We start from the raw sequence: 25,077 nt of genomic DNA on the forward strand, positions 1-25,077 counted from the left end.
CCATCCCCCACACCACGCAACCCACACCACCACACACGTTGAAAACACACACCACAACGGCGTGTCGAAAAACACAACACGACCTACAACACAACAAACAAAACAATGTTCTCGCTATGCGGACCAAGTCCCCTAAATTTTTCCACAGCGCACTGTTACACTGAAGACTGACGATTATTTGTCAATTCACAAAGGAGTAAATATGACTCAGAAAAAAGTAGCATTCGTAACAGGTGGTGCGCAGGGCATCGGCGAAGCGACTGTACGTCGCTTGAGTGCTGACGGCTTTGCAGTTGCTATCGCTGATCTCAACCTTGACGGCGCACAGAAGCTCGCTGACGAGCTCAACGCTAACGGCGGCACAGCTATCGCAATCAAGTTAGATGTTTCTGATAAGGATGCTTTTGAGGCAGCAGTTGACGAAGCTGCAGAAAAGTTTGGCGATTTCAACGTTATCGTCAACAATGCAGGTCTCGCACCTACTACTCCTGTAGGCACGGTAACTCCAGAGCAATTTGATCTCGTTACGAAGGTCAACATCGGCGGCACGATGTGGGGAACTCAGGCTGCTACACGCAAGTTCCGTGAGCTTGGTCACGGGGGTAAGATTATCAACGCTTCCTCTCAAGCAGGAGTCGTAGGAAACCCAAACCTCATGCTGTACTGCTCGACAAAGTTCGCAATCCGCGGCATCACTCAGGTCGCAGCACGTGAGCTTGCTTCTGAGGGAATTACCGCTAATGCATACGCGCCTGGCATCGTCAAGACTCCAATGATGATGGATATTGCGCATCAGGTAGCGGTAAATGCAGGAAAAGACGACGAATGGGGCATGGGAACATTCTCCAAAGACATTGCTCTCGGTCGTTTGAGTGAGCCAGAGGATGTAGCCGCTGGTATTTCGTTCTTGGCAGGTCCAGACTCTGACTACATCACCGGACAAACTCTCGAAGTTGATGGTGGTATGCAGTTCCACTGAGTTATAACATTGTTATAGCGTTCTGGATTATAGTGCTCCAGCCGTTGCAAACACTTGAAGTGAACCCTGTAAAGTGGACAGTCCCCCTTCACGGGGTTCACTTCAGCTGTGAGCCGCTTATGAAAATCTCAAACTAACGCGGATTTACGATATCTGAAGTAGCTATCATATACAGGTATATCGCGTCGGACTATCCGTAACTCAGATAAGTCATCCTGCTAGCAAGCCTTATTCAATCCTCTGTCGCGCGTCAAACACTCGACAGACACAGAAAAGTATTACTAGCTGGATTGATTACTCTTTTATCGTAAGAAATTATCGTTATAGACACCATATCCGCATGTCAGACAAGCGTGTTTGCTAAGTTAAACGGCACCTAGAGCATCGGATGTTACAGCGTGTAAGTCTTTGCCAGCCCACACGGCATACCACAAATTGTAAATAACTGTACCCCTGGCTAGCACAGAAAGCTCTGATAGCACTAATTCAACGAAGCTCGAATGAATTATGACGTTGTAAAAATCTGCCTAAGAGTCTGAATTTCGCACGGCAGCATTTCTAGATAACGCCTCCAGCACCACCGTATATATCTCAAGTATGCTGCTGCTAAGCATAATAAGCATTCCATGAAGAAAGTCTCATACTATAAACATCACACGATACCTATAGCTCACACAGTCAGACTACAACAATTAGAATGATAAATTAGGTTTTTATCATCCCTATAGCTCATAAACTATCGGACACTCGCAATCTAGGCAAGGAGGAAAAGTAATGCCGCTTTCCCAAGACATTCAAACAATTGTTAAGCAGTACAGAATTATCCTTACAAGTCTGCGCACACCTAAACTGCGCCAAAGATTCAAAGAATTACTTGAGCTGCAAGACACCCAGAGCAATGTCTCTCCTGTGACAGACACGTCACTGGACAAGCCTTTCCAACAAGTTGACTGGCTCAATACATCACTGACAAACTCACAAGATATCCTCGGGCGCGACATCGATGCGTTGGATGTACTCCTTGGCGAAGATTCCATCATGTATACTTCGCCTATTAGTGAGCTGCCTGTACCATGGGAAGAACGTAAAGCACTCGTACGCTCTATTTGTGAGCGCGTTTTTGCTGTGCCTATCGCTCATCGTGACTGGTTGTCAGAGACCGAGTACAATGCTCGTCTTTCTATGCTTGTCACTGATGCAGTGACGCTACGACGCTATTCCGTCGATATGGGTATCGTCAGACGCAACGATCGAGGAGAAAGATACTGGCTCGTTAAAGAATAGAGCGACTGCTTACCCATTGATATCCATTGATGCCCTTATAAACGTCACAAATAATGTCCCTTATACTGAAGAACAGTAAGTTCCGAGCATAAGGGACATGAGACGTAGAACAATTTGTCTTTCTTTTTATTCCAATACGGGTGATAATCGGCTCTTATTTCTCACTTTCATGGGTTATATGGCCGCCAAACTGTGCTCTTAATGAGGATACTACACGGAGTGTGTCAGCACCTGCGCCCCGAGATACTTGCCGTGCCCACAATGACGTAGCTGTCACAGGTACAGGTACTCCTAATTCAAGAGCAGCCTCCACCATCCACTTTGCTTCGCCAGATTCATTTGCAACTGCTGGCATATTCTGCAACGTCGAATCATCTTGTGCCGCACGAGCAAATAAATCAAGCAGCCACGATTGCACGACCGATCCTTTACGCCATGAAGTCATCACGGCAGCAGGGTCATCAATGAGTTCAGAGCGCATCATGGTTTCGAAGCCCTCACCTAAAGCCTGCATCATGCCGTATTCGATACCGTTGTGTACCATCTTCGCGAAATGCCCCGCTCCTGTAGGGCCCGCAAGAACAAGACCGTCTTCGCCGTCAGGCTTCAATGCTTCGAAGATTGAGGATACTTTCTCAAAATCATACTGGGAGCCACCTACCATTAATGCATATCCACGCGAGTTCCCCCAAATGCCGCCAGATACGCCGACATCCATAAAGTGGATACCTTTCTTCCCAAGAATTTCCGCATGCCGTACATCATCTGTATATCGAGTATTCCCGCCATCAATGACCATATCTCCTTCGGAAAGAAGACCACAAAGTGCATCAACCGTCGTATCTGTCGCAGACCCCGCAGGTACCATTACCCATACAGTTCGCGGCGTTTCAAGACTTGATATGAGGCTTTCAAGTGAATCCACATCACGGCTAGACTCTGGGCTGACATCAAAACCTACGACGTCATGCCCTTTCTTTCGAAGGCGAGACATCATATTGCCGCCCATACGACCTAAGCCAATCATTCCAATACGCATGAATTTCCTTTCACATTTAGCAGTGTTTGTCACATAAAGTCACATAAAGAGAGGGGCTATAACAGAAACAAGCATGACTATTGCCAGCCCAGATACTGAAAGAATCGTCTCCATGAGCGACCATGTCTTAAACGTTTGACCTACAGTCATGCCAAAGTATTCCTTTACAAGCCAGAATCCGGCATCATTAACGTGGGAGAGGAAAATGGATCCTGCGCCGATAGATAAGACAAGAAGTGCAAGCTGCAATGGATTCAGATTTGCTGCCAGCGGTGCGACAATTCCTGAAGCAGTGACTGTCGCCACTGTGGCAGACCCCGTGGCGAGACGAATAAGAACCGCTACAAGCCAGCCTGCGATGAGTGGATTAAGATTTGCTTGAGTGATGCTTTCTGCAATCACTTTTCCAATCCCAGAATCGACAAGAGTTTGCTTAAAACCTCCACCAGCAGCGACAATAAGCAAAATCCCTGCAATTGATGCGAAGGAAGAGCCAACGATGGAATTCACGGTATCACGATTCCATCGTGCGCGGAACGCCAGAAGAACGATAGCAAATATAGTAGTAATCGTGAGAGCTTCAAGTGGGGTACCTATCCATACGATAGCGCGTCCCCATGGAGTGCTTTTGAGATTTGCGACATCAACAATAGATGCTGCAAGCATGAGAACCACAGGAAGCAAAATGACACTTATCGCCTCACCGAAACTTGGTCGGCTTTCTGGAGCGTCCTGGGACTTCACAGTATCTTCTTCAGGAGCCATGATAGGAACCATCTTTACCATCCAGCGAGCTGCCACAGGTCCAGCAATGATAACCACAGGTATAGCGATAATAAGCCCCAAGCCTAGGGTAAGTCCAAGGTTCGCATGAAGCGCATCAATTGCTACGAGCGGTCCAGGATGTGGAGGGACAAATGCGTGGAGAGCTGAAAGACCTGCAAGTGCTGGAATCCCGAGAGCAATGACAGGCATCTTCGCACGACGTGCAACAAGAAGAATGATAGGGATAAGGATAACAACCCCAACTTCGAAGAACAATGGGATACCTACGACGAAAGCGCTCAATGCCATTGCCCACCCTAATTTATTCTGTGGAGATTTCTGCAAAATAGTATCTACAATGACGTCTGCGCCGCCTGAGCGAGTAAGCAGAATACCAATAATTCCTCCGAGCGCAATCAGTAATCCCACACTCGATACGGTGCCGCCTACACCTGAAGTAAAACTGTCTAAGCTTTTGTCATAAGGCACTCCTGCTATCACTGCCGTTACAGCGGAGCCGATCATGAGAGAAAGAAATGGGTGAAGCTTTACTACAGCGATAAGTAGAACAATAAGTGCAATTCCCAAAATTGCCGCAATAATTAAAGTACTCATAAATCTTCCTTGATTTGTTACTTTTTAGCGCCGCGTTGCGCTTATCTATGTTTATTTGTGTGATGCCTCATACGTTTTTACAGCGTTTATAACGCGTGCAATAACGTCGTCAATTGAACCTTCGATAGAAATAGCTTCACCATTTTCATCACTAGAAAGTGGCTCCAAGATTGCAAATTGACTCGGCAATAATGCTGGCGGCATAAAATGACCTTGACGAGCAGAAAGACGCTCTTGAATAAGTCTTTGTTCACCGTCTAGATGAAGAAAATAAACGTCAACTCCGCGATTAAGCACTTCACGATAAGACCGCTTCAATGCTGAGCTAGAAACTACAGTATTCTTGCCCAAGGCTTCTTGAGATACCATCCATTCATTAATGGCGCTCAGCCATGGCCAACGATCGTCATCAGTGAGCGGTATGCCTGCAGACATTTTGTCGATATTAGCTTGTGGGTGGAAATCATCTCCCTCCGCCATCGTGTAGTTTAACTGATCACGGATTGCTGTAGCAGCCGTTGATTTTCCACAGCCTGCTACACCCATAACTACTATATGAATTGCCATAATAACTCCTTCGAAATGTATGGCTTGCATTAAGTATAGAACTACAGATACTCTTTGTCAATCTATAAAGAGTATCTGTGTAGCGACCATTATGAAATTAGATCGGCACCCAAGTTTTACTGTCATTTGTTACCATTTACCATGAAAGCGATAAAGTAAAGCAGTAAGCGGCGTCGAAGAAAAGTCATCCGACGTCACCACCGCACCACGTAAGAGGATATTTATGTCAGAAACCGTCAAAGAGACTGACGATAGCAGCACAAATGAACCACTGCATATCTCGATTGCTGATAAACTTGCTCACGAGATTCTCGACGGAATATGGATTTCAGGGACAAGTAAAAAACTAGAAGATATTCAGTCGCAATTTGGTATCTCACGCACGGTCGCGCGTGAAGCGGCTCGACTATTGGAATCTCTGCGATGCGTACAGCTGTTGCGAGGAACAGGAATCATAGCGATGTCTCCTGAGACGTGGGCAAATCTTGACACACGCGTCATTACATGGAAGCTCCAGTCTAATTTACACAAACAAGAATTAGCAGCCCTTACCGAACTGCGTTTAGTAGTTGAACCAGCAGCAGCGGCAGGATGCGCATCACGAAGCACCATCGAAGCTCGCACTCGTATCGCAGTGACCGGTCATGAAATGATTAAAGCTGCACGTGAAAACCGTTTGAAAAACTTTCATACTCTAGATACTCAGTTCCACACTGAGCTGCTTAAAAACAGCGGGAATCCTCTCTTTGCAGAATTAAGCACTCTCGTAGAGGCAGTTCTGCGAGGTCGAGTGGATATCGGTTTATACCCTTCACAACCTAAAGAAGAAGCTCTTCAAGCACATGAGCAGGTAGCTCAGGCAGTGCTTGAGGGCAATGCCGCCAACGCTGCAGCTGCGATGAAAGATATCGTCTCCGAAGTAAATACAGCACTTGGACTGTCAGCAATTTAGCAGTAGCTTAAATTTTTAGGCAGATATTTCGAGACATTTCTAGACATCCTGGGTTCTGGTTTGGAGTGCACCACTCTACGTGTTGGTTGGTTGTATTAAGTTTATCAAGACATTCTTCAAAAACTTCGTTAGGAGTCATATAACCAAGAACTTTCAAGAGTGCGTTATTAATTTGATCCACGCACGTATCAAGTTCTTTTTGGCTAAGAGTAGTGAAGCCTGTTTTCTTCAGGTGAATACCGGCATAACTGTTTATTCCTATTCTCATTCGAGCCACGCTGTCAACTCAAGTATGGGCCAGCGAAATATGACAGCATTCCTAACGCCTCATCCACCACATTGTGACAGGCGGTTTCAGTCCCGTTATCCCACGTACGCAAGATACGTGCTTGAGATGGAAGGCCTGAGAATGCTTCGTATTCCGCTCTCATGTAGCGCCAGCACTCTTATCCGGAATCAACATGGCGACGAGTTTACGGCTCGCACGTTTGACTTGCGTATTCACACACTCGTTTCCCTTAATCCGACCACAGTATCTAATCCCAATTGAGCAAACTGACAGCGAGAACCAACACTGTGAGCACGCTTATGGATAGGAACACGTGTGTAGCTGCCCCATGAAAGCCAGCGTAAAAAGAACTCCACGTAACTTTCATGAGGCATTTAATTATGTAAGAATTACGCATTTTTGCATGAGAATAAATTCACTCACTATTTATGCTTACGAGATTCTCACTTTATTGTATTCCGCTTTGTACTCATTTGCTACTAATTTTAACGCGTCGGAACTTTCTCCCTCAATAGCCGAACTTAGAGCATCTAGAACACACGTGATATCGTTCTGCGCCGTGTAGGCAACTTCGTCGAGCTCACTGTAGAACGCTTTCATTACGGTATTAATTTTGCTCGTAATCTCAGCGCTATACACATCAAGGATATATCTTTTATCCTCTCGTCTTTGCTGCTCAACCTCCTCTTGCTGGAGTTCAAGTTCTCTTTGCTGTAATTGAATTTGCTCTTGCGGTGTCAATCGTTGGATCATCAGTCTCACTACTCCATCAGTGCCTGTGCTTGTATGTGACCATTCCTTACTACCGTTTGACCTGCAGCATGGGCCATGTCTGCAAGCTTTGCATCAAGCGTGTCTCCATCTCTTGAAGCTTTCTCCATGAGTAGGCGAATTTTGCTAAATTTATCCCAAAGTGCATGTACGACAAAGCACATGTCGTTAAGTATCGATTCATTATGTGTCACGGTGGTCGTATAACTGATGCAACAGTCATATTTCAATACATCTACGACTTCGTCAAGAGTGAGTTGCTTTATCTGCGATGGAACCTGCGTGGTATATTCCTTGTAAATTTCTTCCAACGCACGATATGCAGTCTCAGCAGCCTTCCTAGCTCTCTCATCAGCTTCAGTCGCTGCTTTGTCCAAACCCGCAGCAACATACTCAGCTTGCACTTGATCAAACTTAAATTTAAATTCCGAACTATTAGTATTAAGAGTACGGTCTTGAAATGCTCCTTCCTCATAATTGATGATTTCTTCAGTAACTTCTTTGCCTATCTTTGACGGAAGTACGATATGTCCATGTGCATCATATTTGTACTGATTTGCATCGTGAAACCACCATAAACTGTTTATCTTCGTTGCCCCACCTTGATATCGTGACGTTCCTGAGCCGTCAGTCCACTCGCCAAAGTTGCTGATGACATCGTTATTACTACGGTACACACGATATCGAGCCGAGTTCTTTTTTATGTACTCTTTCTGCTCATTAGACATAACATTCGTCGGGTTCGGCGCATTAAACACAGTCGCTGGCTCTTTATTTTCTACAGCCACATTGACAGCAAGCCATCCTCCTAGCGAATGTCCAGTGTAAGAGAAAGTTGCCTCAGGATTAATCTTGTGCACCTGAGCTTTAACAGATTTTGCAAATTTTTGGGCTGACATCAGCTGATTATCAACAATTCTCGTCGTTGTAAGTTCCCCATCGGCACGACTACCCGCTGTGCCAACGTATTCACCTGTTCTTTTATCGACAGTAATACTCGTTTTCCCCGTATATCCATTGATAATCAAATTGACATCAGTAGAGATATCCCTACTATCCACCGGGTCCGTCCCTGCGTAGGAGATTACGACATCACTATAGTCGGGCTTACCATTAACAATTGGAGCAATCGCCATCCCTTGGAAACCGTTATCTGAGTTGTTTTCGACAGCAACAATCTTGAATTGACCATTTAACTGATTATCAAAGAAATGGTGTGTCGTTCCTTGAGATAATTTCTCTTTCCCAATACGATACGCAAAGCTAGCTGCAAAGTTATACTGCTTATCCGTGAAAATCACAACTTTCTCCTAAACCGTTAGGATCATCATCGTTTAGTATCTACAAATCCCATCCATGGAAGAATGGCAGATAGTAAATCTTTACTTTCTTCATAGCGTCTTTAAGTTCTGAATTATTAAGAGCCTTCTTACGCACGTAATGTGATTTATCATAATTTTCGACACCTGAAAGTGCTACGTTCCCGTCTGACGAATTAAAAAAGTTATCATCGACATATTCAGGTGAAACTGATGAATCGGTACTTGAATTTTCATCTAATCGTATATAAAGCAACCTCCCACTCCCTAGTCCCGGTTCACTGTATCGCGTAAATCTTACAGACTTCACATTGTAGTAACGCACAATTTTCATCACAACGTTGTTCTGTTGTTGAACAGTAATAAACGGCCCCATCGCCGATTTTGTCACAGCTAGAACCAACACAATCAAAATCACAGACCACACCGGATGCCGCTTAAAGAAATTCTTCGACTTTTGCTCTTTAGCGGAGGCATCATTATTCTTAGATTTTGTTTGTTTTAAATCGTTCATCCTGCTTCACCTCATTTTTATCTCTTGCCGATAGATACTACAGCATCTTTGAAGTTATCTCTTGAAACAACACAATTATTGATACAGTCTGTTTTGCCAATTTAACCATCCCTCTCGAAGGACGGAGGCATGCCATTAATTTCGCGTGAAATAACAATAACTAACAGGAAAAGAAATCAATGTTCATACACAATTCGCCATATAGGTAGTAAGCAACTATTGTTCTTGCTTTCACAGGTTACATAACCATGATCGCGGCGCCACAATGCGAGATACCATCTTCGAAATTAATGCAGCGCTTGCCCTTCCTGCAGTGAGAACACAGAAAAGTTGAGATAACAGGTTAATTCCCTAGGTTCAGACGACTCTCCCCTGCCGGCTCTACAATAAATAACATGAATATTGCAGTTTTTACCGGAGCAGGCATATCCACCTCTGTCGGCATTCCTGACTTTCGTGGCCCCGATGGCGTATGGACTAAGCATCCTGAACAGACGAGTGTTTATGACTATGACCTCTTTCTGAGAAGCAAAGAGGCACGAGAATATTCATGGCGATGGCAGAAAGAATCTGCTGTATGGAACGCAAAACCAGGGCCCGCACACAAGGCATTAGTAACACTTGAAAAAGCTGGACTCTTAAGCGTTATCGCCACACAAAATTTTGATGGACTCCACGAGAAAGCTGGAAACAGCACAGACAAAGTCGTAAATTTACACGGCACAATTGCCACGTCTCACTGCCTTACATGTGGCACTCAATATCACACAAGCGACATCATAGATAAGCTCGATGTAGATCCTGATCCTCACTGTGGGCGTTGTGACGGGATTATCAAAACTGATGTCACATACTTTGGGGAGTCCCTACCTGACGGCGCATGGGAAAAGGCCGCTGAGCGTATACGTGGCTGCGACGAACTCTGGGTCATCGGCTCAAGTCTCGAGGTTTATCCAGCGGCAAGTCTTATTCCGCTTGCGGCACAGCATGGTAAGCGCATTCGCATTATGAATGCTCAACTCACTCACATGGACAACCTCGCGGACGACGACGATATCATCCGCGACCCGATTGAAACAGCGCTACCACAACTTGTGGAGAGTACTATCGCTCAGTGTCGTGAGTAGTGCAACGTGCAACCCGCGATACAGCCCCCCTGACAGAAGTCACACACTAGTACACTCGGTTTACCTTGAACCCGCGAGCTTGGAGAGCGTCCATAATTTGCTGAATATGATCCGGTCCATTCGTTTCAACGGTTACTTCGAGTAACACGGCATTGGTGTAATGTGCCTGCGCTTTGAACTGGTCATGATTGAGCTCAACGACGTTAGCGCGTAAATCTGCGAGGAGCTGCGCAACCTGAGCAAGCTGGCCAGGAGTATCTGGAAGCTCCACGCCGAACTGCATAATGCGACCTCGCGCAATCATACCTCGCTGAATAACGGCACCAATGGTCACGGTATCGATATTCCCGCCAGACATGACTGGCACGATAACTCGCTGAGAGCGCTCTAGCACCGGCATTTTCTCAGCATTTTCTCCTTGAACTTCCATGGACGACACAGAAAGAACATTATCGAGCTCGTTGAGAGCCGCTAAAGATGCTGCCCCCGCAGCCTCAACGACGAGCTTATGCTTTTCAAGCATGAGCAGAATCATCTCAGAAATGTTCTGCTCGGAAACGGTCACAAAACCATCAAGATACTTTTCCAACAAAGCAAAAGTTAAATCTCCCGGCTCCTTGACCGCCACGCCCTCAGCCGAAGTATGAACAGAGGAAGCTCCATGAACTTTATGTTCACCCGACTCAAAAGACTGCTTAAATGCAGGAGAGCCTTCAGGCGTAACCCCGATGACACGCACATGTGGAGCAAAAGTCTTCACAGCCATCGCAATTCCAGCGCAGAGTCCACCTCCGCCCATAGGAACGATGATGTCAGTAACTTCAGGGCAATCCTGCAAAATCTCCATCGCGATAGTGCCCTGCCCTGTCAAGACTTCGTAATCATTGAATGGAGCCACATACGTCATGCCCTCATGCGTAGAGAGACGCTGAGCATAGGCATTTGACTCATCAAAGACTTCTCCTTCAAGAGCTACTGTAGCGCCAAGGTGACGAGTGGCATCAACCTTGATGGGTGGCGTAATGCGCGGCATCACAATAGTGGCTCGCGCCCCACGCTCGCGAGCAGCGTACGCTACACCTTGTGCATGGTTTCCTGCAGAAGCAGTAACGATGCCACGATCAAGCTCTTCCTGACTGAGTGAAGCGATTTTGTTATACGCACCACGTAACTTGAACGACCCTGTTTTTTGCAAATTCTCTGGCTTTAAGAGAACTCGCGCGCCGACCATATCGGATAAGACTGGGGACTCTTCCAACTGAGTATGTCGAGCCACACTGCTCAGACGCTCGGCAGCTGTGTTGAGATCTGCTTTATGATCACGTCCTATATAGTCAGCTATCTGCTGCTCATTCATGCAAATCTCCTTCAGGCTTGTTTTAGTGCTCGATATTTCGAACTTTCAATCATGTTGTGACAAGTCTATCGCGCTCTCTACGACTGTGGAGTCACATTCGCACATATAGTGGTCATTGATTACATCTTTAACGATGTAGTGGATGCAACTTACACTCCGGAGACATACGAAAGGCAGAGTACCCACGCGAGTAAGATAGCGTCCAAGCGTGTATTTGCGAGTGTGTGAAGACGTGCGACTCTCCGGCGCCTCAAGCACGGCAACCGGAAAGACAGAGAAAAGGTATGAGAGGATAACACGATGCGGAAGACTCATCTCGACGTAGCAGACGATGATGTGCAGGATTTCGATTTTGACTCCACTCCCTCTCACCGTGTCGACGCCGCACCTACCAAAAATTCTAATGTCTCTGAAAATACGCGAAAGCACACTCATATCGAAAAGCTGCTCTCCGGGTCATACACAATGCAATGGTCGATAGCAGCTAAAGGTATCGTCGGCGGAGGTGTAGCAGGCGCTCTCGTAGTCATCTACCGTGCAGCAATCGCTTATGGTAATACATGGGCGATAAGCCTCTATGATTACCTAGGCACACACCCTGTCATGATAGCAGTCTGGGCACTCGCAGTACTTGTAAGCGCATGGATCATCTCTCGACTCATCGCATGGGAGCCTATGGCTTCTGGGTCAGGGATTCCACAAGTCGAGGGTGTACTGCTTTGGGGTCTTAAAATGCGATGGTGGAGCATTCTTACAGTTCGCTTCATCGCAGGAATCGTATGTGGATTCTTTGGCATGAGCCTCGGTCGTGAAGGACCATCTATACAGATTGGCGCTGCGGGATCTGCAAGTGTGGGCAATCGTTTGGCAAAGAATAAAGTAGAGAACGACAATTTCATCGCTGCTGGTGCAGCAGCAGGATTGTCAGCAGCATTCTCCGCACCATTATCTGGCATGATGTTTGCTTTGGAAGAGGTGTACAGCAGTTTCAGCCCAACTGTTCTCTTCACTGCCACAACAGCGGCTCTTACCGCCGACCTCATTTCGAAAGTATTCCTTGGCTTTACTCCTGTACTCCAATTTGGCACTATTGCTGCTCTTGATTTGCACACTTACGTATGGCTTATCCCTCTCGGCATCTTTGCTGGGCTCATAGGAGCAGCCATAAATAAGATGCTGCTGGGGTTGCAGACTCTCTATGGTTATATTTCTGCCTTCTGGCGCATCGTTATAGCCATCGGTCTAGCACTACCCGTCGGCCTGCTCTGTCCTCTCGCTTTGGGTGGTGGCGCAAATCTCATCCAGTATGCTGAGCAGGCAACGACCTCCTTAGCATTTTTAGCCACGATTTTAATCGTTAAGATGCTTTTTACTTCGACAAGTTTTGGATCCGGAGTACCAGGAGGCATCTTTTTACCAATCCTTACCATCGGCGCTGTAGCAGGAAGCTTATTTGCACGAACAGTAGGACTACTTAATTTTGGTAGTTTCTCCCTTCCTCACAATTACGTGGCAACCTTCACTGTACTCGCCATGGCTGGGGCATTAACCGCATCCGTAAAAGCTCCTATCACATCTATGCTTCTCGTCATTGAGATGACTGGCTCTCTCGTCCATATGTTTCCCGTGGCGGTGGTGACATTCATCGCGTTACTTGTGTCAGATATACTCCACATCGACCCTATCTACCACGTACTGCTCGAACGATATATGCACAAGACTCAGCCTGCTCGCGAGCCGGCAGCAGTAGAAGACAGCGCAGGCATACTCTCCCTGCCCGTTGAACTGGGAAGCAGTGTGATTGGCAAAGCGATTCGCGACGTTGACTGGCCTGAGCATACTATGGTCATCGCCGTGCAGCGCGGAGGTAAAGAATTCATACCACATCGAGGCACCGTCATTCACCCAGGAGACAGCCTTGTCTTTCTATTCCGTGGAAAGAACCAAAAGATTGCACGGGAAGAAGTAACTGCCCTCGTTTCCATGGCGTACTAATTCACGGTCGTATGGTGAAAAGCTTATCGCACAAAAGTTTCACGGTTTGTCAGCGAGGCAGAAATCCCATAAGGTACACAGCGAGGATGAACCCTACTATCGGCACAATAATTGCCGTAAACAAGTAAATAACGAATTGCGTCCAATGCTTATCTCGCGCAAGATTAAAAATCTCGTTAATCGCCGTGGAAAACGTAGAGAATCCGCCCAATAGCCCAGAAGTTGCAATTGTATAAACATCCGGATGAACATTACGCACTATCATCACAAAACAGCCAAAGGCGAACGCAGCAAGAGTGTTGATGACGAGCGTAGAAATAGGGAAAATCGTTGGTTTCATACGCTTGATAATGGTATCGACAACAAAGCGCAGTACTGCTCCGAGTCCGCCAAAGACACTTACGAGAAGGAGCATCTGAAAGTTCATGTCACTCCTCCCTAATGCCTACGCCTGCGAGCGCGAGTGCGACTGCGTGAATGTGCACGGATACGGACGGCTGATTCTGATGTTTCACGTGAAACATTGAGCGCTGATACACTACCTGCACCGCTAGCGTTACTCATACCTGTGGCATTGGCGACGCTGTCAGCACCACTGGGAGCACTCACGCCTAGTAAACCTATCCACGAGCCAAAAGCCGCAGCAAATAGTCCTGCACATAGAGAAATTATGAGATACGTCATACTGAATTGTGTACCGATAATTTCATTAACAAAAGTCGACATAGTAGATAGACCACCACACAACCCCATACCTAGCCCACGATTTGCAAGTTCTCGTGCTCTACCAGCATGAAAACGCGTCAAGAATGAAACGAGACATGCATACATGAAGCACGCCGCAGTGTTTGCAGCAAAGGTACCCCAGTGGATACCTAACGGGCGCTCTAGAGGATTAAGCCACAACCCCAACCCGTATCGCCCTGCTGTACCAACACAGCCACCGATGAAGACAACGACGTAAATCCAGAAGTTTGTCAGCGGATTTACGTCACGCTTTTTTACTTCGTTTCTTAACCGATGCATCCGCGCTGTACTACACATGCTACGACTGTGAGCTGCATGACGACTATGACGGCTCATGCCAGTAAATCCTATCCTCTTTCTACTCTTCAGGAAGCAAGGAATGCACAGAGATAATGTGATCACGCTGAGGGCCAGTACCAATGGCAGAAATGCGGCAATTGGACAACTCTTCAAGGCGCTTAACGTAATTTTGCGTATTTACCGGAAGGTCTTCAAAGTTATGCACCTGAGAAATGTCTTCAGACCACCCTGGCATCTCTTCATAGATTGGCTTCGCCTTTGCGAAAGCATCTTGATCTGTAGGCATCTCATCATAACGCGTATGGGTGCCGTCTGCGTTTTCTACATCGTATGCCACACAGATGGGGATAGACTCCAAGCCGGTCAAGACGTCGAGCTTCGTCAGAACGATATCAGTTAGGCCATTAACCTGAGCCGCATAGCGATTGACAACGGAATCAAACCACCCGCAGCGACGCGGACGACCTGTGGTCACTCCATACTCATGACCCTGCTCACGCAGCCAATCTCCGTCGTCGTTCAAAAGCTCTGTAGGGAAAGGTCCTTCGCCTACACGGGTAATGTATGCCTTGGATACGCCGATGACGCGGTCAATCTTCGTTGGCCCCACACCGCTACCAGTACACGCCCCGCCAGCAGTTGGATTAGATGATGTGACATATGGGTATGTGCCATGATCCACGTCAAGCATAGTAGCCTGCCCACCTTCAAAGAGGACATTTTCACCACGGTCAAGAGCTTGATTCAAAAGTAAGCCAGTATTTGCTACGTATGGGCGCAACTTCTCGCCGAGGTCCAGCAACTTCGTCACAGTCTCGTCGACATCTATAGCACGCTGATTGTAGAGCTTAACAAGCATTTGATTCTTCTGGTGCAAAGAAGCTTCCACCTTATCGCGCAATATTTCAGGCGTATAGAGGTCATGAATGCGAATGCCGACGCGATTAATCTTATCTGCGTAAGCCGGTCCGATACCACGCCCTGTCGTACCAATCTTGCGCTTGCCTGCATAGCGCTCAGTGACCTTATCAATAACACGATGATAAGGAGCAATAATATGTGCAGAATCAGAGACGCGAAGCTTCGAGCAATCTATGCCACGCGCTTCAAGACCTTCGATTTCTTGAAAAAGAACCTCTACATCGACGACGACACCGTTGCCAATGACCGGAGTCACATTCTCATTGATAATACCTGAAGGAAGTAGGTGCAACGCATACGATTCATCACCAACGACAACTGTATGACCAGCATTGTTTCCGCCGTTAAAACGAGCTACATAATGAACTTTCTCACCGATGAGGTCGGTCGCTTTGCCTTTACCTTCATCTCCCCACTGCGCGCCTACAAGAACAATTCCAGCCATTATAACCTCCTCAGATACATCAAGGATTACTGTCTAAGCCTACCCAAAACGCTCTACGATTCGGCGTATAAAGGGCGAAGAGTCTCATTCCTCGCCCTTATCACTATTGCTATGTGAAACTTACTCTATCTCTATACAACTACGCAAAACTACCTCAGAGCTTTGCCTGCCGAACCCAGCTGCCGGCATGCCTCAACAACGCGAGCGGCCATGGAATCCTCAGCTTCACGACCCCACGCGCGCGGATCGTACTCAGCTTTTTCGCCGACTTCACCATCAATCTTGAGTACTTTATCGTAGTTTTCCATCATGTGCCCGGCAATTGCACGAGTGAACGCATACTGAGTATCAGTGTCGATATTCATCTTTACTACACCATGGCTCACTGCCTCAGCAATCTCTTCTGGTAGCGATCCAGAACCACCATGGAAAACGAGGTAGAATGGCTTATCAGGATGTGCACCTGGAACGTCAGCGAAGTGCGATGCCGTATCTTTTTGAATCTTACCCAGAAGTTCAGGGCGAAGTTTGATGACGCCAGGCTTATATGCGCCGTGTACGTTGCCAAAGGTGAATGCAGCCATATATCGCGCGTTCCCCTCAGCATCTGTGCTCAGTCCCAAAGCAGATGCTACGCGAGCTGCATCTTGCGTTGTGGAATATAACTTTTCATTGATCTCAGCACTCTGACCGTCTTCCTCACCACCCACTGCACCGATTTCAATTTCAAGCACAGTTCGAGCTTTTTGCGACTTTTCAAGGAGCTCGAATGCAACGTCAAGATTGTGGGACAACGATACCGTAGAACCATCCCACATATGTGACTGGAACAGCGGTTCTTCACCTCGCGCAACCCTTTCGCCTTCGATGTCAAGGAGTGGGCGCACCCATTCATCTAAATACTGCTCAGCACAGTGATCCGTATGAAATGCCACAGTAATGCCCTTGTACTGCTGAGCTACCTCACGCGCATAAGCAGCAAAGGCGAGAGAACCCACTACACGGTCCTTAAGCTTTTGACCGCTCAAATATGCTGCTCCGCCGACAGAGACTTGAATAATCCCATCCGATTGAGCATCAGCAAAGCCTTGCAATGCAGCATTCAAAGTCTGTGACGACGTTACGTTGATAGCAGGGTACGCATAGCCGCCTTCTCGTGCTGCAGAAAGCATCTGCGAGTACTGTTCTGGAGTTGCAACTGTCATATTCTAAACCTACTTCGTGTCGCGTACAGCGTTCAGCGCCCAGAGAATAGATATCACGTCGATAGCTTCTTGCCCAAAAGCTCCGACTACAGCTGGGATAACGCCGAAAGCTGCCACAATCATGCCAATAATTGCCAAACCCAAGCCTAAAAGCACGGACTCAAACATAACCCGACGAGTGCGATGAGCAATGCGAATAGCACGTGGAATTCGACTAATATCGTCATTCATAATGACCATGTGAGCAGTTTCTGATGCCGCGGATGACGACCCATCCGTAATAGCTACGCCGATATCTGCCGCAGCAAGCACTGGTGCATCGTTGACACCGTCACCAGCCATCATCGTAATATCCCCTGTCTTTTTGCGGATATTATGCAAGATACGTTGCTTATTCTCAGGAAGCAGTTTCGAGTAAACATCTTCCTGCGATATTCCCACTTCAGAGGCGATACGGTATGCAGAATCCTGCGTATCACCCGTCAGCATAGCCACATGTTCGATACCCATTGACTTCAGCTGAGCGACAGTTTCAGCAGCATTCTCACGCGGCACATCCCGCAAGATAAATCGCGCCACGACGTCTCCGTCGAGAGAAATGTATGCTGCCATGGATGACGATTCAAGCTCTCCAAAGAAATCGCTCGCTTGAGCTGCCTCGGCCTGCGTCTTCGCTGAGTCTGGTAGCACTCCACGCCGCATAGCAGCACTGGAGAATGCATGAGGCTTAGTAAAACCCTCCCCAGGTTCATCGTCATCCACGAAGGCAAAACGCCCAACTTTCATGATGTGTCCCGCAACTTCCGCGGTAATTCCCAAACCACTGCGCTCTACTACGTGTGACACATCATCGACATCAAACTGGGCTCGCTGCTCATCGCTCACCTTCGCGCGCGCTTTCTTCCCCGCACGTGCTATACCCTGCGCAAGAATGTGAATAGAATACGACTCAACGATTCCCGCCGCACTGACAAGCATGTCATCTGACACAAAATCCCAATGACGCGCATCCTCACTGGCAGACCGCTCTACGCGGACGACCTGTGGCTGTTTGACTGTCAAAGTACCTGTCTTGTCAAAGAACACACGTTTAACCCTCGTAAGCTGCTCGAGAATTTCTTGCCCCTTAATAAGTACTCCTGAAGCAGCAAGACGAGATGTTCCTCCAAGATACGCGACAGGAGCTGCAATAAGAAGTGGGCACGGTGTAGCAAGCACTAGAACCTGTGCAAATCGTAGTGGCGTGCCGGAGATGAACCATGCAATTCCAGCAATTGCAAACGCTATCACAGTGAAGGGAACAGCAAGCAAATCAGCAGTGCGGACAGTGCGTGGACGAGAGTCTTGTGCAGATTTTATTAAAGTCAAAATGCGCTGATACTGCGAATCTGCTGCGGCAGCTGTCGCGCGAAGAGTAAAACTTTGGGAACCATTGACAGCGCCAGATGGAATACGTTGAGCATTCAAAATAGTCTGAGGAAGCGGTTCGCCGTTAATCATAGAAAGATCAACCGTTGCGCTCTTGCTTAATACCACGCCGTCTACAGGAACAGTTTCACCCGGCTTGATAAGTACAGTATCCATGATTTTGACATCATCTGCGGCAATATCGCGCAGCGTCCCACCAAAGCCCTCTTTATCTGCCCCGATAACGAGATGTGCAACTCGTGGAGCAGCCGACAAGAGCACCGTAAGATTCCGTTCTGCAGAAGACTGCGCATATGCTTCAATTGCCGCACCGGAGTACACCATGAGAACTACGGTCCATGATGCCCAAAATTCTCCTACAGCAAGCGTAGAAAGAATCGCTACAACAGCGAGGACATCTAACCCTACATGCCCATGCTTGATATCCTCAATCATCCCGCGAACCGTATCAATGACCGTAACGAGCACAAGAACAGCCACAATCCATAGCCGCAACCACGCATACGCCTTCATGGATGGCATACTTAAAATAACTAATGGAATCAGGACAGCAAGAGTGACAAATAACATCGGAACATCATGCACGCTACCCCACACAGCAGCCCACAACCTACTTTGCTTCTTCATGCCTTCCATAATAGACTTGAGCAACAATTAGCATTTCATAACTACTGTAAATCGTAATGATATGTGACATGTTTCACGTGAAACATTATCGAAAAACGAGAAGTCAAGAAATCAAGAAAGAAAATTACCCATGACACAGCCGTGCACACAGTCGCAGAAACCGCTATTATCTCAAAGTTTTCTGTCTCACAGTCTGCCGCGAGAGTTTAAAGACTACCTCGTAGGGCCACGCGTGCCCGAAACAGCCCGCGAACACCTACGTGAGGCTCTGGAGTGGATCTGTACCAACCACCCTGAACTCGATACACGCATTGCGTGGAATCAACCGATGTTCACTCACCACGGCACTTTTATCGTCGGATTTAGCGCAGCCTCTAAACATTTATGCTTCACCGGAGAGCAGGTTGTGCAGGAAAAGCTCCGCTCCACATTCACCGAGCGCGGCTACAGGTGCACAAAGAAACTTGTAAATTTGCCAATTGACAAGCCACTCCCCTTCGACCTTCTAGAAGAAAGCATCCAGCTGCAGATGACGCTCAAAAAGAACGTCACAGCATACTGGATGCCAAAGGAAATCATTACAGCAAATCTTGAGAATTAGTCGCGTACGTGTTTACGCAAACGGCGGACGCTCAAGACACCTCCCACCGCGAGCGCACACAAGGCGATACCAAGTACACCGCTAACCTGAGCACCAGTCGATGAGAGAACTCTGTCAGAATTCTTAGAATTCTTAGACAGATTCTTAGTGTTCTGTCGCTTCGTTTCTTGATAAGCTCCAGGTTTGCTCGAAGAGTTCTGCATAATAGGAGTAACCTGAGTTTCCTCAATTATCGAAAGATAAGCTTGAGCAAGTACTGTCATGCCCCCATTTGCAGTAAGAGCAACCGAATGATTACCCACTTGCGCACCTGCAGGTACGGTGATGCCTACTTGCGCTGTACCTGTATCGTCAGACGTCACATCCATGAGATGTTGCGGAGTCGAATGCAACCACAACGAGTACTTTTTACCTGGGATAAGATGAGTGACCGTCGTATGAATCTTTTCTCCGCGTCGTACAGTAGATTTGTTGAGCTGCACTGATGGCGTTAGAATCCGAACAGTATACGTTTCGTTCTTCTTACCGTCAGCGGACGTAACCCGCACCACAGCTGCCACTATCGAGTCATCGCTAAAGGCACTGTTCTCAACTTTCACGCGAGCTACCGCGTCTGCCGCAAACGCCTGAATGACGGGGATACCTTTGCCTGCTGGTACTGTAAGCGTATAATCCTTCACCGTCGAATCAAAACCATGAATAGTTTGACCATCCACTCGCAAGTCTGCAAGCGATGCGTCCGATGCTTGGCGAGGATGCGCCAGACCTCCGCGTGAGAACACTTGAATTTCCGCCACGTTGATGTAAACTCCCGTATCCTGCAGTACGTTTGTGATACGAACTGCTTTAGCAGTTACTGGATGAGAGAGCTGGAAAGAGACAGTTGGCGTATCCACATCAGTTGATGAATCTTCATCCGCATGTGGCTGGACATACCAGCCATCTTTTGACCCTACAGTCTTCCATTGATCATTCTCATCTTGATATTCAAGTGTCTGGCTCTTCGGCCACGACGCGCGTCCATCGCGATAGAAAATAGTCTTTACCTCAGTGATGTTTTGCGGCTGGTCAAAAGTGAAAGTTGCTACAGGATTCTCGGCTGATGATGTACCCCATGTGCTCCATCCTTTTGCTGTCACATCACCGTCAATTGCCTTAGAGCCAGTATCACCCTCCTGAACATTTACAGAGAAATGAGTGCCAGCTGTCGAAGCAATATTATGAGGAGAGGAAACTGTCGGAGTTGCTAGAACCTCAATTTCAGATGCGTTCATAAATGTCCCATCTGGAGCAGAATTCACAATGCGAATTTGGCGTGCTTGCACAGGAGTTCTATCCGACGATTGGAAGGTCACCTTACCCGTTGGAGCATTAATCTGAGTACCAAACGGGAGCCAAGTGACACCATCACTCGTATATTGTGCATAAACTGATGCAGGAGTCTGATCCAAATATGTGATAGATGCGCTGAACACTTCTCGCGATTGGTCACCAAAGTCAATAAGCGCTTCTGGAGTTCGTGCTTCAGGAGTAGTCTCTCCCCATGTGACCCATGCTTCAGTATGAGTGTCGCCATCAGTAAGTTTATTCCAATTAAGCGCCTTGCCATATTGCTGTTGCTGCACATTGACACTCACATTTGTCTGCGTATCAGCCACATTGACGGGGATAGCATCCATAACATAAACGCGAAGTTGCGTTGTAAGTTTCTGACCATTAAGCTCGACATAACCAGAAACAACGATAACATCTCCTGACTTTGCAGAGGCAAGTTTAGCTTCTACACCAGCATAATTCCAGTTAACCTTGTCTCGCGCAATCTCAATAGGTTCAGATGCTCTCACATGCGCATAGATAGGCCGCCGTGACACTTCGCCGACAAGCACAGACATTGACGTATGGGGCAAAACCGTCACTGAAGTAGGATCCACAACAGTGAAATCTCCCACATACAATGTAGCGTGAACAGGAAATTCAATACCAAATTCATTTATAGCAGTACCATTAATAGTATATGTTCCTTGCTGCTGTACATCACGAGCAATCGACGCACTATCCCATGTGACGTGAGCAGGATTCCCATATCCCCATGAGTACTGCGGCGTGATTGTATGTACAAGTGACTTTGGCACTACTCCTTGTGCAGTCTGAAGAGAGACACTTTTTGTACCAATCGGTTTAATAGAGCGGAAAGTAAAGGTCTGATTGTCTGCTGCAGATGACAACCACAGCCCAACTTTCGTCCCCGGTGAAGACTTAGAACCATCTACATCAAGAGCTTGGCGCGCATGGCTGTTTACTAATGCATTGACTATCTGCCATTCAGACCCATTCTCTGTATTGAGTATCCAATGTGCTGCAGATGAGCGTGCCTCCGCGCTATCTGGATCAGCTAATGCATTAGTTTCACCACGCTGTACAAGAACTCGTCCATCTGGAGCGCTCAGCTTATAAACGCGAAGACTAGAGCGCACAGCTGAAGTCGCATCTGCAGGCGTGAACTTCCATATCTGATTCTTCGCTGATGCACTCTCGGCCGCAGGCTGGCTAAGCGAAAGAGCAGAATCTCCTTGAGCAATGCGTGATACGGCCAACCCAGACTGTTTGCCAATAATTTGATAGAACTCATTATCGTGGACTGCCGCCGCTTCCTGTGCGGCTCCACTAATCCCACTGAGCTGAATCGACATAATAGATTTCGCCGGAATGGTGACTGTAGCAGTCTTGTTCTTCGCATCAATTACTACAGCATTACTTGGCTGCTTGATATTGCTGAATTTATTGAGATACGAAATCGTCGCCCCTAATTGCGAGTCAAGTGCGCGTGGCGCAGTAGTCAAGTACGCTGTACCAGAAGCATTCTGAGCAATATTTCCATAGCGTGATAAGTCAATGACTAGAGTCTGTGTATGGTCAGAAGTATTGCGGTGGATGAGGGTTTGCGTCTTTCCATCTTTGGACGTCGCCGTAAAGTTATCCGCTGTAGAGCTATTAGTGATGACTTTGTCTCCTTTGTGGATAAATTTAGTATACGCACGTACGGCGTTATACTTTGAATTTGCCAAAACAGTGCATGGCGCTATGCCTTGAGTGCTCTTTCCATTGTTTAGCCATGTACGTTCAGAGTAAAGTTTGCCGTCTTTGCCTGCGACTGTGCAGTCAAAGTCGATGAGAACGGTTCCCCAGTTAGTGTTTTCTCCTTTAATCTTTGCTACATTTCCATTAATATCAGATGATCCAGTGGACATATTGTATAGGTCTTCAACTACCTGCCAGAATGTAAAATCTTTTGATTGCAACGCATACACGTCGCTATTGATTTTGCCTGCCATTCCTAATCCATTTGAGAAATTCGCGTTAAACGGATCAAATCCACCTGACTGCCACGATCCATCTACTTCGCTCATAGATAGTTTCGTTGCTGAGCCTTGTGCAATATCTCGCACTACACGCTGATTCGTCGTTCCATAAGAATGTGTGTTTAACTGCTCCACTGAATTCTTCACATCTTGGGAGTATTTGTTATACGAATCAACGAGATGTCCAGAATCTGTTGCATCAGTAGCAGCGATACGTGTGTGGTCATTGCCACTAGCTGCAAGAGCTTGTTTCAGTGCCAGTATAAGCTTCTGCTGCTGCGCATTATCGATATGCATACCTTCTTGAGGCTTTTTCACATCTTTGCTATATGGAGTGACACCCTTATCTTTATCTGCATAATACTTTGTCCAATAGTAATTAAGGAGTTCACGAGTCATTCCGGATTTGTCTGGATTACTTAAATCAAGCGTTGCTCGCTTACTTGGCGCTCCCCAGTAATTCGTCTCCGATTCATTCATGCCCTCAATCGTGGAAACCGTGAAATTGTATTTCCTTTCCAAGTAATTCGTCACTGTTACAAGGTATTGCGCGAATTTTTCTGGATCACTCAGATTATTTGCGTTTGAATCCGTGCCACCCATGACGTATCCACTCGTAGTCATAAACCATGGAGCCGAATTAGCAAAAGTCTCTACCTGATCAATGTCTCCTGTTTCGATACCATGTTTGAGCCACCACTCTTGAGATGCACCTTTTGACCAATCATAATGTGCATCTTTTGTTGGGTCGAAAGCCTTATCAAGTTTTGTTTTATCTGACTGCCGCGAAGTAATTGCATGACCATCTACATCTTTTCCATAGATGCCTGCGCTCCCATCTATATCATCGGCCCAATATCCTGGTACAGCAGCACCTTGACGCATAAACGGATACCCATATGCCACATCTGAGGCGTTTCCACCTCCGATGTTGTAACGTGCCATATTAAGGTTCAAGCCATCACTACTAAAAATAGCCTTATAAAAGTCTTCACGAAGCTGCTTACCATAGGCAAGCGCCTGCTTATCTGCTGCAGCATCACCACTTGAAGTCTTTATAGACCCCTGCTCGCCATAAGAACCCGTTGCGTTCGCTAGCCATGCTAATGACGTGCCCCAACCTTCGAAATCATCGTGATAATACCACGGATTTGGCGTCACTATGGTTACGTTATCATCTTTCTCTGCAGCAAAAGCACTACGTAGAGATGATGGCATTATTCCAGAAAAGAGTACGGCTATTGCAACCATAGAAACCGCTAAATACTTACCCATTTTCAGGTGTTTTTCAATGAACTTCATAGGAACTTCCCTCATTAATCCCTTCAATATTCTTTTATAGTGAACTTCTTCGTTCTCTATATCCTCAAAGAGACTGAGAATATACTCCAAAATGTTTACGCTAACATTCTGGATATACCAAATTTTACTCTATGCTTCACACAACATCAAATTTTGCTCACACCGCTACCGGTCCAGACAATTCAGTTCAACAGCATACCCATAGCTCATCACAAATGAAAATGCATGAAATAAAAGAAACCCTCGAGAGCGAATGACGGGAGTCGAACCCGCCTCTGAAGCTTGGGAAGCTTCCATTCTACCGATGAACTACATTCGCATGAGTGCTTTAACTTCTCTGCGAAGACTTTGCTTCTCACAATTTAAGGAGTCACAAAAGCGCACTTCGACTAGTGTAGCACTTAACTTGGTCCGTAGCCACACACCGCTTGTCATCGATGAATGGCTATACATAGCCATTCATCGCTTCTCCTATATTTTTCTCTTTTCTACAAAATTTGTGTCATAAACTCTTCAATTTTAGTGATACACTCGAAAAGTGTTGAGTAAATGGCAACGTTGCCATCGGC

The 25,077-nt window shown here is 46.8% G+C and carries 19 protein-coding genes and 1 tRNA gene; 6 read left to right on the forward strand and 14 right to left on the reverse strand.

Translation table 11 applies throughout. From position 1 onward, the window contains the following. Positions 1 to 202: 202 nt before the first annotated feature. Positions 203 to 979, forward strand: a complete 777-nt coding sequence (locus ACFQY8_RS01670; protein ID WP_377937976.1) for a (S)-acetoin forming diacetyl reductase — start codon at positions 203 to 205, stop codon at positions 977 to 979. A 774-nt stretch (positions 980 to 1,753) separates the two neighbouring features. Beyond that, a complete protein-coding gene (locus ACFQY8_RS01675) occupies positions 1,754 to 2,263 on the forward strand; it encodes a DUF2087 domain-containing protein (RefSeq protein WP_377937978.1) in 510 nt (169 codons plus the stop codon). Positions 2,264 to 2,417: 154 nt separating this feature from the next. On the opposite strand, the gene gnd is transcribed toward ACFQY8_RS01675, so the two are convergent. From gnd to ACFQY8_RS01690, 3 genes are read right to left on the reverse strand one after another with little or no spacing between them, the layout of a single operon-like run. Then, a complete protein-coding gene (gene gnd, locus ACFQY8_RS01680; protein WP_377937980.1) occupies positions 2,418 to 3,302 on the reverse strand; it encodes a phosphogluconate dehydrogenase (NAD(+)-dependent, decarboxylating) in 885 nt (294 codons plus the stop codon). Positions 3,303 to 3,341: 39 nt separating this feature from the next. Further along, complete coding sequence (locus ACFQY8_RS01685) at positions 3,342 to 4,682, reverse strand: GntP family permease (protein ID WP_377937982.1); 1,341 nt, start codon at positions 4,680 to 4,682, stop codon at positions 3,342 to 3,344. Positions 4,683 to 4,733: 51 nt separating this feature from the next. After that, positions 4,734 to 5,249: a gluconokinase gene (locus ACFQY8_RS01690; RefSeq protein ID WP_377937983.1), complete on the reverse strand. Its 516-nt coding sequence runs from the start codon at positions 5,247 to 5,249 to the stop codon at positions 4,734 to 4,736. 223 nt (positions 5,250 to 5,472) lie between these two features. Here ACFQY8_RS01690 and ACFQY8_RS01695 point away from each other — a divergent pair, with 223 nt between their 5' ends. After that, positions 5,473 to 6,201: a FadR/GntR family transcriptional regulator gene (locus tag ACFQY8_RS01695; protein ID WP_377937985.1), complete on the forward strand. Its 729-nt coding sequence runs from the start codon at positions 5,473 to 5,475 to the stop codon at positions 6,199 to 6,201. 721 nt (positions 6,202 to 6,922) lie between these two features. Here the strand turns inward: ACFQY8_RS01695 and ACFQY8_RS01700 are convergent. The 3 genes from ACFQY8_RS01700 to ACFQY8_RS01710 are packed head-to-tail and all read right to left on the reverse strand — an operon-like array spanning position 6,923 to position 9,094. Beyond that, positions 6,923 to 7,252, reverse strand: coding sequence for a hypothetical protein (locus ACFQY8_RS01700; protein WP_377937987.1), 330 nt, complete (start codon positions 7,250 to 7,252; stop codon positions 6,923 to 6,925). Next, positions 7,252 to 8,562: a hypothetical protein gene (locus ACFQY8_RS01705; protein WP_377937989.1), complete on the reverse strand. Its 1,311-nt coding sequence runs from the start codon at positions 8,560 to 8,562 to the stop codon at positions 7,252 to 7,254. Before ACFQY8_RS01705 ends, ACFQY8_RS01700 begins: the two co-directional genes overlap by 1 nt. Before the next feature lie 40 nt (positions 8,563 to 8,602). Next, complete coding sequence (locus ACFQY8_RS01710; protein WP_377937991.1) at positions 8,603 to 9,094, reverse strand: hypothetical protein; 492 nt, start codon at positions 9,092 to 9,094, stop codon at positions 8,603 to 8,605. Positions 9,095 to 9,489: 395 nt separating this feature from the next. On the opposite strand from ACFQY8_RS01710, the gene ACFQY8_RS01715 reads away from it, so the two are divergent. Then, a complete protein-coding gene (locus tag ACFQY8_RS01715) occupies positions 9,490 to 10,221 on the forward strand; it encodes an SIR2 family NAD-dependent protein deacylase (RefSeq protein WP_377937993.1) in 732 nt (243 codons plus the stop codon). A 46-nt stretch (positions 10,222 to 10,267) separates the two neighbouring features. Here the strand turns inward: ACFQY8_RS01715 and ilvA are convergent, their stop codons facing one another. After that, a complete protein-coding gene (gene ilvA / locus ACFQY8_RS01720; RefSeq protein ID WP_377937995.1) occupies positions 10,268 to 11,578 on the reverse strand; it encodes a threonine ammonia-lyase in 1,311 nt (436 codons plus the stop codon). Positions 11,579 to 12,043: 465 nt separating this feature from the next. On the opposite strand from ilvA, the gene ACFQY8_RS01725 reads away from it, so the two are divergent. After that, positions 12,044 to 13,573, forward strand: a complete 1,530-nt coding sequence (locus tag ACFQY8_RS01725) for a ClC family H(+)/Cl(-) exchange transporter (protein ID WP_449224237.1) — start codon at positions 12,044 to 12,046, stop codon at positions 13,571 to 13,573. Positions 13,574 to 13,622: 49 nt separating this feature from the next. Here ACFQY8_RS01725 and ACFQY8_RS01730 read toward each other — a convergent pair whose 3' ends face one another. The 5 genes from ACFQY8_RS01730 to ACFQY8_RS01750 all read right to left on the reverse strand — a co-directional run bounded on the left by ACFQY8_RS01730 (position 13,623) and on the right by ACFQY8_RS01750 (position 19,246). Continuing rightward, on the reverse strand, positions 13,623 to 14,000 hold the full coding sequence (locus ACFQY8_RS01730) for a fluoride efflux transporter FluC (RefSeq protein ID WP_377937998.1): 378 nt from the start codon (positions 13,998 to 14,000) through the stop codon (positions 13,623 to 13,625). A gap of 11 nt (positions 14,001 to 14,011) precedes the next feature. Then, positions 14,012 to 14,656, reverse strand: a complete 645-nt coding sequence (locus ACFQY8_RS01735; protein WP_377938000.1) for a fluoride efflux transporter FluC — start codon at positions 14,654 to 14,656, stop codon at positions 14,012 to 14,014. Between the two features lie 22 nt (positions 14,657 to 14,678). After that, on the reverse strand, positions 14,679 to 15,986 hold the full coding sequence (locus tag ACFQY8_RS01740) for an adenylosuccinate synthase (protein ID WP_377938001.1): 1,308 nt from the start codon (positions 15,984 to 15,986) through the stop codon (positions 14,679 to 14,681). 149 nt (positions 15,987 to 16,135) lie between these two features. After that, on the reverse strand, positions 16,136 to 17,191 hold the full coding sequence (gene fbaA / locus ACFQY8_RS01745) for a class II fructose-bisphosphate aldolase (RefSeq protein WP_377938003.1): 1,056 nt from the start codon (positions 17,189 to 17,191) through the stop codon (positions 16,136 to 16,138). 9 nt (positions 17,192 to 17,200) lie between these two features. After that, positions 17,201 to 19,246 (reverse strand): heavy metal translocating P-type ATPase, encoded by a 2,046-nt coding sequence (locus tag ACFQY8_RS01750; RefSeq protein ID WP_377938005.1) that lies wholly within the window; start codon positions 19,244 to 19,246, stop codon positions 17,201 to 17,203. Positions 19,247 to 19,376: 130 nt separating this feature from the next. On the opposite strand from ACFQY8_RS01750, the gene ACFQY8_RS01755 reads away from it, so the two are divergent. Then, on the forward strand, positions 19,377 to 19,847 hold the full coding sequence (locus ACFQY8_RS01755) for an iron chaperone (protein WP_377938007.1): 471 nt from the start codon (positions 19,377 to 19,379) through the stop codon (positions 19,845 to 19,847). Here ACFQY8_RS01755 and ACFQY8_RS01760 read toward each other — a convergent pair. Together ACFQY8_RS01760 and ACFQY8_RS01765 are read right to left on the reverse strand one after the other, a co-directional pair. Continuing rightward, positions 19,844 to 24,508 carry a discoidin domain-containing protein gene (locus ACFQY8_RS01760; RefSeq protein ID WP_377938009.1) on the reverse strand — a complete coding sequence of 1,555 codons (4,665 nt, stop codon included), beginning with the start codon at positions 24,506 to 24,508 and terminating at the stop codon, positions 19,844 to 19,846. The genes ACFQY8_RS01755 and ACFQY8_RS01760 overlap by 4 nt on opposite strands. A 248-nt stretch (positions 24,509 to 24,756) precedes the next feature. After that, positions 24,757 to 24,827 (reverse strand) — tRNA-Gly (locus ACFQY8_RS01765). Positions 24,828 to 25,077: the final 250 nt, after the last annotated feature.

It is taken from the genome of Alloscardovia venturai (assembly GCF_042676605.1).
Lineage (GTDB): Bacteria > Actinomycetota > Actinomycetes > Actinomycetales > Bifidobacteriaceae > Alloscardovia > Alloscardovia venturai.